The sequence below is a fragment of the Anoxybacillus sp. UARK-01 genome (assembly GCF_002075365.1).
Lineage (GTDB): Bacteria > Bacillota > Bacilli > Bacillales > Anoxybacillaceae > Anoxybacteroides > Anoxybacteroides rupiense.
The window spans coordinates 140423-155575 of the sequence record NZ_NASY01000047.1 but is presented as its reverse complement, the minus strand read 5'-3'; the positions used below and the strand labels follow the sequence as shown (position 1 = coordinate 155575).

General features: G+C 42.6%; 12 protein-coding genes. 4 read left to right on the top strand and 8 right to left on the bottom strand.

The window, feature by feature from the left end; all coding sequences use genetic code 11:
• The first annotated feature begins 26 nt into the window (after window positions 1–26).
• Window positions 27–386 (top strand): hypothetical protein, encoded by a 360-nt coding sequence (locus B6A27_RS12900; RefSeq protein WP_044744530.1) that lies wholly within the window; start codon window positions 27–29, stop codon window positions 384–386.
• Window positions 383–835 carry an endolytic transglycosylase MltG gene (locus tag B6A27_RS12895; protein ID WP_066145863.1) on the top strand — a complete coding sequence of 151 codons (453 nt, stop codon included), beginning with the start codon at window positions 383–385 and terminating at the stop codon, window positions 833–835. Before B6A27_RS12900 ends, B6A27_RS12895 begins: the two co-directional genes overlap by 4 nt.
• A 26-nt stretch (window positions 836–861) precedes the next feature.
• On the opposite strand, the gene phoU is transcribed toward B6A27_RS12895, so the two are convergent.
• The 5 genes from phoU to B6A27_RS12870 form a co-directional block, all read right to left on the bottom strand.
• Complete coding sequence (gene phoU / locus B6A27_RS12890; protein ID WP_044744532.1) at window positions 862–1521, bottom strand: phosphate signaling complex protein PhoU; 660 nt, start codon at window positions 1519–1521, stop codon at window positions 862–864.
• Window positions 1522–1539: 18 nt separating this feature from the next.
• Window positions 1540–2349, bottom strand: coding sequence for a phosphate ABC transporter ATP-binding protein PstB (gene pstB, locus B6A27_RS12885; RefSeq protein ID WP_236631847.1), 810 nt, complete (start codon window positions 2347–2349; stop codon window positions 1540–1542).
• Window positions 2350–2777: 428 nt separating this feature from the next.
• Window positions 2778–4907 (bottom strand): peptidoglycan D,D-transpeptidase FtsI family protein, encoded by a 2130-nt coding sequence (locus B6A27_RS12880; RefSeq protein ID WP_080862304.1) that lies wholly within the window; start codon window positions 4905–4907, stop codon window positions 2778–2780.
• A gap of 91 nt (window positions 4908–4998) precedes the next feature.
• Window positions 4999–6282: an MFS transporter gene (locus B6A27_RS12875; RefSeq protein WP_044744534.1), complete on the bottom strand. Its 1284-nt coding sequence runs from the start codon at window positions 6280–6282 to the stop codon at window positions 4999–5001.
• A 246-nt stretch (window positions 6283–6528) separates the two neighbouring features.
• Complete coding sequence (locus B6A27_RS12870) at window positions 6529–7137, bottom strand: superoxide dismutase (RefSeq protein WP_044744535.1); 609 nt, start codon at window positions 7135–7137, stop codon at window positions 6529–6531.
• Between the two features lie 211 nt (window positions 7138–7348).
• Here B6A27_RS12870 and B6A27_RS12865 point away from each other — a divergent pair, with 211 nt between their 5' ends.
• Window positions 7349–9127 (top strand): methyl-accepting chemotaxis protein, encoded by a 1779-nt coding sequence (locus B6A27_RS12865; RefSeq protein ID WP_139788125.1) that lies wholly within the window; start codon window positions 7349–7351, stop codon window positions 9125–9127.
• Window positions 9128–9389: 262 nt separating this feature from the next.
• A complete protein-coding gene (locus B6A27_RS12860; RefSeq protein ID WP_044744536.1) occupies window positions 9390–10166 on the top strand; it encodes a DUF1189 domain-containing protein in 777 nt (258 codons plus the stop codon).
• Between the two features lie 203 nt (window positions 10167–10369).
• Here B6A27_RS12860 and helD read toward each other — a convergent pair whose 3' ends face one another.
• The 3 genes from helD to pstC all read right to left on the bottom strand — a co-directional run bounded on the left by helD (window position 10370) and on the right by pstC (window position 15017).
• Window positions 10370–12736 carry an RNA polymerase recycling motor HelD gene (gene helD / locus B6A27_RS12855; RefSeq protein WP_080862303.1) on the bottom strand — a complete coding sequence of 789 codons (2367 nt, stop codon included), beginning with the start codon at window positions 12734–12736 and terminating at the stop codon, window positions 10370–10372.
• A gap of 471 nt (window positions 12737–13207) precedes the next feature.
• The gene (gene pstA, locus B6A27_RS12850) at window positions 13208–14125 is read right to left on the bottom strand and encodes a phosphate ABC transporter permease PstA (protein WP_044744538.1); all 918 of its coding nucleotides are present in this window, start codon (window positions 14123–14125) and stop codon (window positions 13208–13210) included.
• 1 nt (window position 14126) lies between these two features.
• Window positions 14127–15017, bottom strand: a complete 891-nt coding sequence (gene pstC, locus B6A27_RS12845) for a phosphate ABC transporter permease subunit PstC (protein WP_066145867.1) — start codon at window positions 15015–15017, stop codon at window positions 14127–14129.
• Between the last annotated feature and the right edge of the window lie 136 nt (window positions 15018–15153).

Genomic DNA, 15153 nt, shown 5'->3' with positions numbered 1-15153 from the left:
GGTATAGTGAAGTGGGGTGATAGAAAATGATGGAATATACGTTAATTGGATTTGTAATCATTTCCCTTCTTCTTTTGGCTGCGTCTTTTTTCGGAAAAGATCAAATGAAAAGCTTAGAAGAGCAAATAGATCATTTAACGCTTTCATTGGCTCAAGAAACGTATCAACTCAAAAAACGGCTGAAGATATTGGAGGAAGAATTATTAATAAATGAAGAAAAGCCTTTTTCATTAACAGAAAAAATAAAAGACGATTCACCTCTCGCATCATCATATGCCCGTGTATGGGCTCTTTATAAAAAAGGTCTTTCAGCGGAGCAAATTGCCCGGGAAACATCGCTAACGGCTGAAGAGGTGCGCATGATTTTGCGGGGGATTGCTCGATGAACAGAGAAGCGATTCGCGGATTTGCGCTCGGAATGTTATTGTCAACCTCCATCATTGGCATTATTTATTATCAGCAGCCAGTTAAATCAACGAAAGCGCAGCTTGATGCCTATTTGCAAAAAAACGAGTTGGTCGTTTTGGCAAAAACAGAATATCAAGCGCTAAAAAAAGCAGCGGAAACGAAGGCGCAGGCTGCTTCTCCACAGACAACGACAACGGCACCGCCAGCAACCATTCGTATTTATCGGCTTGTTATTAACAAAGGAGATGTTCCCACAAAATTTGCTAAAGAACTAGAAGAAGCGAAAATTATCTCTGACGATCAGGCTTTGACCAACTATTTAAACGCCCATCAACTCACTGGACAAATTCGTCCCGGCACATATGAAATACGCAGTGATATGAAATATGAGGAAATCGCTCGCATGATTACCCATTCAAAAAGGTGACCCCTTAAAGGGCCACCTTTTTACATTTATCCATTTAAATCGTAATGCTTTCCTTTTACGAGATAGACGACATGCTCTCCTAAATTAGTCGCATGATCGGCGATACGTTCAATATAGCGGGCAATCAAGGAAAATTGGTTAATTTGCAAAGCATTTTCTTGATTGGTGGCGTTCAATCGCAGCAGTTCCCTCATGATTTGTCCATATAACTCATCTACTTCATCGTCCATTTCTGCAATTTTCCGAGCCAATACCACATCTTCTTCGTAATATGCTTTTAAACCAATGGACACCATTTCTAGCGCAACACGGTGCATTTGCATGATTTTTTCCATTTCCAGCGCAAATGGACGGTCGCCCATTCGAATCGCCGCTTTCGCAATATCAACAGCAAAATCAGCAATGCGTTCAATATCTGTTGCAATTTTAATCGCAATGACAATTCTCCGCAAATCAATGGCTACCGGTTGTTGTTTCGCAATGAGCAAAATAGCAAAATCGTTGATTTCTTCTTCCAAAGTGTCAATTTGACTGTCGTTGTCAATAATTTGCAATGCTAGTTCAATATTTTTGTGTTGAAATGCCTGAATGGAATAATTTAACGCTGTTTCGGTTAAGCTGCCAAGTTCCAGCAGCTTTTGCTGTAATGTTTTTAAATCATAGTCGAATTTTTCTCTGGCCGGCATATTGGTTCCACCTTTCGTTTAGCCGAATCTTCCGGTAATATAGTCCTCGGTGCGCTTGTCCGAAGGATTGGAAAATAAACGGTCTGTGTCATCATATTCGACCACTTCACCATTTAAGAAAAAGGCTGTTTTATCAGAAATACGCGCGGCCTGCTGCATATTATGTGTAACGATAATAATGCTATAGTTCTCTTTAAGCCTTTGAATCAGCTCTTCTATTCTTAATGTAGAAATCGGATCTAAAGCGGATGTCGGTTCGTCCATTAAAATCACATCCGGTTCAATGGCGAGACAGCGGGCAATGCATAAACGCTGTTGCTGTCCTCCCGATAATCCGCCGGCATTATCATAAAGGCGATCCTTCACTTCGTCCCAAAGGGCCGCACCGCGCAAGCTTTTTTCCACAATCTCATCAAGTGTTCGTTTGTCGCGAATCCCATGAATGCGTGGACCATAAGCGACATTATCATAGACGGATTTAGGAAATGGATTAGGCTTTTGGAAAACCATTCCGACTTGTGTACGCAGTTCTTCCACCCGATATGATTGATCGAAAATATTGCGGCTGCGATAAACAATCTCTCCAGATGTGCGCACATTCGGAACTAGTTCGATCATTCGATTTAATGTTTTAATATAGGTCGATTTTCCGCATCCGGAAGGACCAATGATCGCCGTCACTTCATTTTCATAAATATCCAGATGAATATTCTTTAAAGCATGATGCTCACCATACCACAAATTTAATTCACTTGTACGATAAACAATCTCTTTATCTTTCTCTGCCGGTTTCGAAATTGCCCCGTTTTCCGCTTTTGTCTTGATCATTGTCAATTCCATTGGGTTCTCTTCCTCCATCCATATAAGCATCAGAAGCCAACGATATTCATCGATATTGTCTTTCATTTATTATCATCCTATTGATCATAAGCATAGAACAGCGATTTTTCTTCGTCAAAACACGTGATTTCGCTTTTTGTAACACCTAAAGAGTACTATAAGACTTTTAACTTGGTTTTAAGAGATTGTTAAGCTTTTGTAAAGCAAAAAGACACTCAATAATGAGTGCCTCTTCAAAATGGTTCTAGCTTTTCAGCTGGTGTTTGCCTTTACATCTGTGCTTTTGACGGAAAACGCCCAGCACCGTCATTTTACATTCATTGAATGGTCGGCGAAATAACGTTGTTTAGCCTCATCCCTACGTAAATGTAACATGTCGAATGACATCATTTTCTCATCAATGAACGCAGTGACTCTTATTGATTGGTTGCTTGCGAATCTGTCTGCGTTTCGTCTTGTTGCGTTTGCTGTGTCCCTTGCTGCGGCCGTTCCTTTTTCAATTCAAAGTACGCATCTAAAATTCGGCGGCCGATTCGGTTATTAATGCCGTCACTGTCTCCTTGTGTCGCCCATGGCACGACAACGGCAAACGACACTTCAGGGGCATTGTAGGGAGCATAACCGACTAATGTTAAATTATAGGTTGGATCATTTTTTTTGCTTTGAATCGGACCGTCATAAAATGCTTCCGCTGTTCCTGTCTTTCCGGCCGGCTTGTATGGAGCGTCGGCGAAATACGCATATGCTGTTCCCCCCGGCTCTTGCATAACGCGGCGAAAGCCTTCCTTCACCCGGTCGATATAGGCTGTCTTCATATCGACCCGGTTCAGCACCGTCGGCTGAAAATCGCGGATCACCGGCCCTAGCTCTTTGTCATCGTTATTCGGCTCGCGGATTTCTTTGACAATTTGCGGCTTCATACGATAGCCGCCATTGGCAATCGTTGAAACATATTGCGCCATTTGCATCGGCGTATACATATCGTACTGGCCGATCGCTAAGTCAAGAAGCAGCCCCGGCATTTTGATTGGTCCTTGAAACCCAATAATTTCATTCGGCAGATCGATGCCGGTTTTGACGCCGAGTCCAAATTGGCTAAAATAACGCCGGATCGTCGTAAAAGCATCCGGATCGATGCTGAGCGGACCATGCGGACGATAAGTGCCGCGACCGATTGCGATCGCGGTTTTAAACATATACACGTTCGACGATTGTTTAAGCGCCGTTAATTCATTGATGCTTCCCATCGTCTTCCACGATTTTTTCGGCTTTGTTCCTTTAATGTATAACGGTTCGTCGACCAAGTACGTATTATTATGAAGCACACCTGTTTGAAAGCCGGTTAATACAGTGGCTCCCTTAACAGCCGACCCCATTGCATAAGCAGACGTAATCGTTCCAAGGGCATAATCCTGTATTTCCGTTTTGCCGCTGTCCGTTTTGACTAATCTTTTTCCCGCCATTGACAGCACTTCCCCTGTTTTCGGGTTCATCATCACGACAAAAGCCCTGTCCAATAACGGCGCATGCCCTTTCCGTTTCGTAGCAAGCAGCTCTTCTTGAATAATCTGCTCGACGCGCTGCTGCAGTTCCATATCAATGGTGAGCACGAGATCCTTGCCCCGTTCTCCTTCATACACTTGTTGCGTCTCAATGACATTTCCTGATTTATCGGTTATATTTTTTATTTTCGCTTTTTTGCCGTGAAGCACATCTTCATATTGCGCCTCTAAATAGCTTTTACCCACGCGGTCGTTGCGGCTGTAATCGCGCGCCAAAAAGTAGTCGAGCTTCTCCAGCGGAACACCGTCCTCATCGCTTGTGACGCTGCCCAGTACAGAGCGGAACGTGTTGCCATATACATAATGGCGCTCCCAATCTGTTGTCGTATTCACTCCTGGCAGCTCTTCTAAATGTTCGCTGACCACCGCGTATTCTTCATTTGTTACATTTTTATTTTTCACAATTTGCGGCGTTAGCGCATAGCCGCTATCAAGCGATCGCTTAATAGCGAGCACTTTCATTTCTTCAGGCTTGATTTCTTTTAGATCATCAGCTGTAATTCGTTCAAGTGTTAATTCGTACACCTTCTTGTCCAGCTCTTTATCAGATAGCCCCTTTTTTTGCAGCGCTTTTTTTTCTGCTTCGCTGACCTTTTTAGCCGCCTTTTCTTCTCTTGTTAAAATCCAATAATCCTTCATATCGCGTTCGGTTACTTTATCTACAGGCTTATCAATGTATTGAGCCAATCGCTGGGCAATTTTTAGCGTATCTTCTGGAGTCGTCGTTTTCGTACGAGTATACGTAATTGCATTCAGCGGGATGTTATCAACAATCACACGATGATAGCGATCATAAATTTTGCCGCGCGGCACCGGTGTGCTCACTGTCACATTTTCCGTCCGTTCGACTTCTTTTCGATATTGCTCGCCATACACGATTTGTACAACCCCAAGCCGTAAAATCAGGGCTGAAAACAGCATAAACACGAGAAAAAATAATATATTTAACCGAAATGGTACTTGCGCCCTTTTCTTTTTTTTCAAAATGACACCCTCCTGCTTTTTAACGATTCCATTTCTTATTGTAAAAGAAACGGCGGCATTTTTCTAGAAAATCGTCATAAAGAAAGAGGCCCTATGCAGGAGAGCCTCCTTCTTTGTTCGTAAAAGTGCGGCGGAGAACAGCTTCATCCCCTTCCCGCTGCTGTTTTCTTGAAACCTCGATCGGGCGGATAAACCAATAAATCATCGTGTGCCCCGCTCCTAGCACCATCATCAGTACAGAAATGCCGCTTTTTTCGTTGAAAAAGGTAATGGTGAATAAAAAGGCGAGAATGGAGACAATGCGTCCAGCATTTAAAAACAGCTCGCGAACGACGATATATTCAATTCTTCGATCCGCTGATCCCCAGCTCTTGCCAATCACATCAAATGTCAACGATGAATACGGCACGAGCAGGATCGGATAAGCGATCGCAATCGCAACAGCATACAGCATCAAACGCATATAGGAGGGATCGAAAACAATTAAGAAAATCGCCGCGTACAGCAATAAACCGCCGCATAAAATCGCCAGTTTTCGATAAGATGGCTTAATCAGTCTAGAGGCAACATAGTACGCCACAAAGGATGTCAGCGAATTCACAAAACCAAATTTTCCAAGCGCCCATTCGCTATCGGTGGCAACATACACAAAGACAGAAATAATAAAAACAAAAATCCCTTCTCTTAATCCTTGAAAAAAATGAGCGTTTGTAATCAACCGCCACTCTTTATTATTCTGCCTCTCTTTGATAATGCGCAGCAAAGCGTATTTTCCTTCTGCCTGCCTCCTCTTAAGGAAAAAGCTGAGGACTACAGCAATTAAAAACATCCCTAATGAGATGGAAAAAATGAGCGTATATCCTTTCTTAACAAGCATGGAAATGATATATCCTGCAGCGATAGGGCCGATCATCCCGGCGGCCGACGTTAAAATGCCTAGAAAGCCATTAAAAAAATCCCGTGTATTCGGTTCTGTGATTTCAAATGTCAATACATTAAACGCCAGCCAATAAAAACCATAGCCGATCCCAAGCAACGAACCAAGCAATAATAAATAATCATCGGCGCGCTGTCCAACAAGCAATACACTCATAAAAAAAGCCGCTAAAAATGACACGCCTAAACGCAAAACAATAATGCGATCGACTTTTTTCGCAAGTCTTCCGGCAAAAACAAACGTCAAAGGCTGCAATACTACAATCGCCAAATTATACAGCGCCAAATCCCGAAATTCTCCCGATTGTTTCCATAAATATACATTCACAAAGGTGTTGGAAAGTGCAATGCTTAATGAATAAAAGCCACCGATGCATAGCAACAAGATGAGATCGCGATTGATATGCTCATGGCCGAATATTTTTTTTAGCATAGTCATGGTTAACTCCCCTTTTCATCTTAAAGGATAGTTTGGCAATCTCCTGCCTGTTCTATGCACCGCACATAAAAAAGACGCCCCTGAATCCAAAGCCATCCTAGACTGTCCATCCATATTAAAAAAGCGGTCTGAGACAGAAAAAACCGAAACAAATGGCGGCTAAAAATAATGGAGCCAAAGTCAAAATTGACTTTGGCTCCTGTTTGAGACGGCGATTGATTGGGGCCGTCCCTTTCCATTCATTTCTTATTTTGCAGCTTGATAACGTTTAGTAACCTCGTCCCAATTTACGACATTCCAAAATGCAGAAATGTATTCTGGACGACGGTTTTGATATTTTAAGTAGTATGCATGCTCCCAAACATCCAAGCCAAGAATTGGCGTTTTTCCTTCCATAATCGGATTGTCTTGGTTTGGCGTGCTTGTCACTTCAAGCTCGCCATTATTCACAACGAGCCAAGCCCATCCAGAACCGAAGCGAGTTGTTGCGGCTTTTGTAAATTCTTCTTTAAACGCAGCAAAGCTGCCGAATTTTTTGTTGATCGCATCCGCTAATTCACCAGTTGGCTCACCGCCGCCATTTGGCGAAAGAATCGTCCAGAAAAGGCTATGGTTGGCATGTCCACCACCATTATTGCGAACAGCTGTACGAATGCTCTCTGGAAGCGCTTCTAAATTGCTAAGCAATTCCTCAAGCGTTTTTCCTTGCAGATCTGCATGACCTTCTAACGCTGCATTTAGGTTTGTAACATATGTGTTATGGTGTTTAGTGTGGTGAATGTTCATTGTCTCCTTGTCAATATGCGGTTCAAGCGCGTCATAAGCATAAGGTAATTGAGGTAATTCAAAAGCCATTTTAATTCCTCCTTTGTTGTCATATGTACTGAACGAGAGCCTCGTCCATTCAAAATTAGCTTACCAAAATTGCCACAATGTTTCAATTTATTTGCTTGTTTGATAAGCTTAACAATTTTTATACATTTTCTTAATAAAAGCTTAAACTTCATTCAATACATTGAAAGTAGGATTTTGGCATAAATGGTATCAGAAATGAGGAGTGCAAATGATGAGCAAATCAAAGCAAGCACGGGCAATTTTATCACGCTTATCTTCTTTGCTAGATGCAACAAAGCAAAAAGGGAAGTCTATGCGTTCTCTCCCTTTTTTTCGTCTTTCCTTTTCTCGCAAATGGAGTTTGCAAACGATGTTAACGATGCTGATTATTCTAACCAGCTGCCTTGCGTCCATGTTGATCGCTTATACAAGCTATCAAAAAAACAAACAAATCACTACTCAAGCCGTCGAACAACAAATGCAGCTGGCAACAGAAGTGACGATCGAAAAAATTTCGATGCTAAAATCTACTGTCACAAATGAAGACTTTCAAAAAAAGCTATCATACATACTTACATTAACTAAACATAAGTTCCAATCTCTTCAAGCAAATCCCATGCAATTTGTGATCACAAAAGAGGGAAAGTTAGAAAAATTGGCGGGGTTTCATAGCTCCTTGCCCGCGCTTTCTCCGTCATCGATTCGGAGCATATATGAAAAAAAACAAGGAATTCTCCATATTCAAGGGCTGACACTCTCTTACGCCTCTTCTGTTGACTTAAACGGTGATATCTATGTATTAGCGTTGAATGATCAGGATTATTTGCAGCCTGTTTTTGCTTATCAAAAAACAAGCATCGTGATTTCATTGCTGATTGCCCTGCTTGCAAGCTTAATCGGCTGGCTGATCGTACGCAAGATGGTTAAACCGATCACCTTATTAAAGCATGCTATGGAGCAAGTGGGAAAAGGAAATCTGCAAACACGTCTGCAATTAAGGCATGCGAGTAAGGATATCCATGCACTTGCAGCCGGTTTTAATCAAATGGCCGACAGCTTAACCGCATTGATTGCGCATCTAGATACAAGCTCTAAGCATGTCTCTCACTCGTCTGAAACATTAAAGCATGCTGCATACGAATCGCGGCTCGCATTTGGACAAATTTCAAGCGCGCTTGGAGAAATCGCTAGCGGCGCAGAAAAACAAGCCCATTCCACCATCGAAACGACACAGTTTTTTCATGAAATAGCCGAAGGAATGGAGCAAGCGTTTCATTCCATGGAAGACGTTGAAGCGTCGACAAATGAAGCGACACATAAAGCCCATGCAGGAAACCGCTTAGTGGATCATGCTGTTCAACAAATGCGTTTAATCCAAAAAACCGTTGGCGAAACCGCTGATGCCGTATACATACTGGGGGAAAAGTCGAAACGAATTGATCAGATCGTCCATCTAATTAGCCAAATTGCCAATCAAACGAATCTCCTTTCTTTAAACGCAGCCATTGAAGCAGCACGAGCAGGAGAGCATGGAAAAGGATTTTCCGTTGTCGCTCATGAGATTCGAAACCTTGCTTCCCAAAGTGGTGAAGCGGCAAGGCAGATACGGGAAATTATTGAAGAAATTCAGCATGGCGTCAACCAAACCGTTCACTCCATGGCGCGAGGATCGGAAGTGATCAAGGAAGGAATCGAAATCGTTTATCAAACCGATACATCATTTAAAGACATCGCTCATGCTGTAGAAAATGTGTCGAGAGAATCAAAGGAAGTAGCGGCGATGATCCATCATGTCTGCTCGCAAACAAAACAAATGTCCATGACTATGGAAGAGGTATCTTCTATTTCGCAACAAATTGCGGCCAATATGGAGCATGCAGCTGCGATTGTTCAGGAGCAAAGCGCTTCCGTTGACGAGGTTTCGCATGCCTCTAGCTCGTTAAATGATCTCGTCAAACAGCTGCAACAAGTCGTTCAAACGTTTAAAGTATCTGCTAGGGATAAAAATTAACAAGCTTTTTTCATTTGCAAGTGTGTCGTCACATGATAGTGGTGAAAAGCAAATTGTGTACATGTTTGCTAGGCCACTCACATGTCCAGTTGCGCTAAACAACCGATGAAATAGATGGTCTTTATATCGCACTTATTGACTCATCAAGTAAAAGAATCCCTTTTTAGCACATAAGGGATTCTTTTCATTTTACAGCACTAGTTGAATTCTCTGGCTGAACAATATACAATGAGCATGGAAGCAAGGGAAGGATGTGTAACGGATGAATCTATTCATGCAGCTATGGAAAAGTTTGTATTCGCCAAAAGATATCGCTCGATTTCGTTTTCAAAAAATTGGAAGATCCATTTTATATATCTTCCTCTTGTCATTGATTACATCACTACCTACTACTTATTATTTTACAACAAGCTTTATTGAAGGCACGCGTTACACTGGCGGTTTGCTACAAAACGACATTCCGTCTTTTACCATCGAAAATGGTTCCCTACATTCGTCAGCCAGCGAGCCGATCGTCATGAATGAACAAGGTTTAACCATTGTGTTTGACAGCACGGGAAAAATGACAAAAGAAGAAGTGGAGCGCCTAGGAACAGCGATTGGACTTTTAAAGCATGAAGCCGTGCTTGTGACAAATAGTCAATTACAATCTTATAACTATTCCATGTTTCCTCAAGATACCAAGCTGACAGATCAGGATGTACACTCATTTATTCAAACGGTTCAATCATTGCTTCCTGTACTGATTCCGCTGGCGTTTTTGTTCCTTTATATTTTTACAAGTGCGAGCAAGTTCATCGGTGTATGTGTTCTTGCCTTTATCGGACTTATTTTAAAAGGCACGCTTGATAAAAAGATCTCGTATCGTCACACATGGGTGATGTCTGCGTATTCCATAACTTTATCCACCATCTTTTTTGCCATTATGGAAATGATGCACACAGCGGTTCCATATGCACCATTTCTCCATTGGTTCGTATCCATTACCGTATTATTTTTAGCCATTAGGGAAATTCCTTCTCCTAAAGCTCATGACTAAACTAGGTTTACCTCAATATACGAAGCGCTCCCTATCAAGCAGGCAGGGAAAAAGCGCATATGAAGCAGCCTGAGTCCCTGTATTCATAAGGACTCAAGCTGTTTCATTTTCGATTTCGATGATTCGATTGAGTATAAAACACCTGAATGAACCTCCCCCATCTCCCCTCCGTTAAGAGGCGGGAGACTCCTCGGTCGATGATGTTAAAGCCGTATATTTATCCCGTGCGAACTCGGGGTTAGCAGCAAGCTCCCCTGCTTAATGTGGCGCAAAAAAGGGCTCGGTTCACCCACACTATAAAGCTGCAAGTCATGCATAGCCCGGGTACAGGCAGTGTAGAACAATCGGCGCAGGCTCTCATCTCCATATACTTCGGCCGATGCGTTATAAATGATGACGGCATCAAATTCGATTCCCTTGGCCAAATACGCTGGTATGACCACAACACCTTGTTCATATTCAGTCGAGCTGCGCTTTACAAGTTTTATTTCTTCCACGCTTTTCAATGCGTTATATGCGGCATTGCTTTCCGCGGCGGATTTGCATATGATCGCGATCGTATTGTATCCCCGTTTCCGCAAGTCCGCGACTTTAGAAGCAATCGAGCGATGCAATTCGGTATGATTGGACAATTGCGTCAATACCGGCTTATCTCCGTCGCGTTCAAAAGCAACAATTCGTCCGCCATCAGACACGAGTCCGCGCGTAAATTCGACGAGCGGTCTTGTGGCTCTGTAACTGCGCGCCAAAGTGATCCCATCTGTTTCATCTGGCCCGTATAAGCTGGTAAGCGTGGAAAAGTCGACAGTTTCGCTGGCATGGGCGAAAATTGCCTGGTTAAAGTCGCCGAGCACGGTCATCCTGGCTGCTGGAAACAAGCATTTCAAAAACTCAAATTGAAAAGGAGAGTAATCCTGCGCTTCGTCAATAAGTAGGTGTTTAATCGAGATATTCGTTTGAAATCCTTGAATCAGCTCTTTCAAAAATAAAAACGGCGTCGCATCTTCGTAAAACAATTTGCCTTCGTCAAGCATGCTCACCGTCAATCGGCACATATTCTCCCACTCCTCTGGCGTTTCCCCCTCCATCCACTGCTTGATTCTCGCTGGAACGATGAAAAGTTGCTTATATAACCCTTTTATGTCGATAAAGCGAAGCGCCCGGATTCGCTTGCGTAACGGCTTAAGCTTCTTGTGAACGATCAATTGACCTAGCGCTTCGACTTCCATTTCATAATTGGCCAACTCTTCTCCTTTAAAGCCGTGCTTTTTTCGTAAGAGAGTATGAGCTTTATGGTAATCCTCGTTGCTAAGCAATTCGATTTCTTCCTGCACCCATGGCTTAGTCCGTTCAAGCTTCTCAGCTTTATCGATTTGCTTGTTTAGCCAAGCGACCAACTTTTCGATTCTATTGTGAAAACGGAGCGAAGTGTCGCTGCTATAAAATCTTTCGGCAATTTGTTGGGCGGTGACAATGGCTTTTCCTCTAAACCGAATATCTTTAAAGAGCATGCCGGATAATTCAAGTGACTGCCGGTAGGCCTTGATCGTTTCAAAAAAACGGGCCGAGGCCTTGAAGCGGATGCTTGCAGCCCTAGTCCGGTATGAAGGATCATCCGTTGCCGTTAACACATACTCCAACTGTCCGTATGGGTCCTCGACTTGAAATTCATGACTCAGCCGATGATCTAAGTATTCCTGAAATGTAACCTGATGCATATTCTCTTCGCCAAGTTCAGGCAACACATTGGCTACATAGCTACTAAACATTAAATTAGGGGAAAATAAAATGATTTGGTCGGCTTTTAACTTATCCCGATATTTGTAGAGCAAGTAAGCGATTCGCTGAAGGGCAGCTGATGTCTTGCCGCTGCCAGCGGGACCTTGCACAATGAGCAATCTCCCGCGGTCATGCCGAATGATTCGGTTTTGTTCCTTTTGAATAGTGGCCACGATGTTATGCATATGTTTATCTGTCACTTTGCCAAGCACCTGCTGTAAAATCTCATCCCCAATCGTGAGGCTCGTATCAAACATCGATTGGATCACACCGCCACGAATGAGATATTGCCACTTTTTCTCCAGCATGCCACGGACTTTACCTTCAGGTGTCGTGTATTCAGCTGGACCGGGCGGATAATCGTAGTAGATACTCGAGATCGGCGCCCTCCAGTCGTAGATGAGAATATTCTCTCCACTTGTATCTATGAGCGTAGAGATGCCAATATAAATTCGTTCAGCAGCAGAAGTTCCTTCTTCAGCGAAATCGATTCGACCGAAATAAGGCACCTCCTGCATGCGGCGCAGCGCGATCAATCTCTTGAACGCCTGTCTGTGAGTGCTTTGGCTCACAGACAGATTCTGCGCCTGTTGTCTTAAGGCAATGATGGTTTCAAGGAAATCATCGAACGTATCGGTATTCACCTTGACATCATCCCAAAAATGTTTGCGGAACTCAATCACTTCTTCACGACGACGGAATGTTTCATTTTCCAGCGTGACGATTTGCTCCGCAATTGTCTCCATCACGCTGTCCAATCGTTTTTGCTCCTGCTGAAGTTCTGTATTCATACCAAGCACTCCTTTAAAAAATAATGAAAACAGGGGTTGACTAAGGGAGTTTTTTGTTATAAAATTATAATAGGGATATTATTGTAAAAAATAATAAAAAAGTGTGTTTCTATATTAATTTATCATATTTTCTTTCGTTTATCAATGCATTTAGTGCTCTATAAAGAGATCACAAAAAATATCCAAATATGTGATCATTTTTCAGCGGAGAGCACATCATATAGTTGAGCCTCATGTTGTAACTTTATTATCGTTTTTTATTCCCTCTCCTCTTTTCTTATTTTTAGATGAACGAAATTTCCCAAGCTATTTCTAGTTCTTCTATTCCCGCCAAATATCCTCATTGTCGTTAACCATTTTCAATGCTTTTGACACATCGTTTCCATAAAAAATTCCCTCCATTAATAGACAGACTCATGGGACTTTTTCTGTCTACTAGAAGGGAATGATCTCGAGAAAAGTTCGTATTTTCTAAGACGCTATTTTCATTTTTCGCTTATTCGTGCGTTTATTTCCAGTGAAATAGCGCTGCAATAGCACGGAGACAAAACGAGCTCCAATATTAAATAGCAGAACCATAATCATTAAAACGGCAGCTGATTTCGCTGCAATGAGCTTGGCGTCAGGAACAATTCCTTCCGAATTTAATTTCCAAATGTGAACAGTCAATGTTTCAGCAGGACGAAAAATATTTAGCGGATGCATCTTACTTGACAGATCAGCTGAAGCGTTCAGCAATGGAGTGGTTAATCCTGCCGTATAAATAAGAGCTGCCGCTTCACCAAAAATTCTTCCTGCTGCTAAAATCACTCCCGTAATAATTTGCGGAAGCGCTGCCGGAATCGTCACTTTGACTAATGTCTGCCATTTCGTCGCTCCTAGCCCAAGGCTAGCTTCCTTTACACTGTGTGGAACATCTAAAATCGCTGTTTCGCATACTCTCGTTAATCCTGGAAGGTTTAAAATCGTAATCGCTAAAGCGCCGCCGATTAACGTATACCCCCAGCCAGTCAATGTCACAAATACTAAAAGCCCGAACAAACCGACAACAATCGAAGGGAGAGAAGCCATTGTTTCAATGCATAAGCGAATAAAGCTTAACAGCCTCCCTTGCTTTGCATATTCCGCTAAGTAAATGCCAGCTCCCAATCCAAGCGGCACAGAAATGAGCAATGTCAACACAAGCATGTACAGCGAATTAAATAATTGAGGACCTATGCCTCCCCCTTCTTTTGTATTGCTCGGGAGACCGGAAAGGAAATCTAGATCCCAAAATCCCCATCCTTTGATGAGAATGGTGATGACAAAATAACCTAACAATCCAACAACCATAAACGAAAGCACGTATAAAACCCCTGTCCAAATGGTGTCAACCGTTCTCGCCTTCATGTTATTTTTCACCTCTTTGTCCAATTGCTCGAATCAATAAAATGAACAAGAAAGAAATCAGCAGCAAAATCATGGCTAATGTCCACAGTGCATTATTCCAGGCTGTTCCATTTAACGTGTTGGACATATCCATTGTCAAAATACCTGTTAATGTCGCAGTTGGACTATACAATCCAGAAGGCAGCTTCACGGTGTTTCCGATCACCATTTGAACAGCCAACGCCTCACCAAAAGCACGGGCTAAACCTAGTACAATTCCTGTCAAAATTCCTTTGCGCGCTGCTGGAACAATGACGCGGCTAATCGCCTGCCAGCGTGTCGAACCTAATCCGTACGATGCTTCTAAATAAGCACGAGGAACCGCGCCGATCGCATCGGAAGCGATGCTTGCGATGGTTGGTAAAATCATAATACTTAAAACGATCATACCTGCTATTAAGCTGAATCCAACTCCTCCCCACCACTCGCGAAACAACGGTACAAGAATCGTTACTCCTAAAAATCCGTAAACGACTGAGGGAATCCCTACAAGCAGCTCTAACACCGGCTTTAATACCCTTGTACCGAACCAAGGAGAAATATAGTTAATAAATACAGCTAAAGCAAGAGCGATCGGTGTGCTTAGAACAACAGCGCCAACCGATACAAGGGTTGAGCCAACAATGAAAATGACGGCGCCATATTTAGGTTCTGATTGGTTTGGAGCCCATTGTTTCGAAAAGAGCATTTCTCCAAGTGGAATATGGCTTTGTGTAAAGGACTGAATTCCTTTGCTGCAAATAAAGATGATAATGGCAAGAGTCACAAGCACAATAAAAAATCCGCACACCGTCACTAATGATCTACCAATATACTCGCTTTTCCAATAATTAATTGGTTTTTTCCCCTTCACCAGATCTTCACCTTCCCTATTCATTCAAACGAATAGGACTGACTTAAGGACAGCCAGCCCAATCGATCTCAACTCATGGTGCCAAATAATCGATTCATGTTGTTCTCTTTGTACTGTATTCATACAACGGACAGAT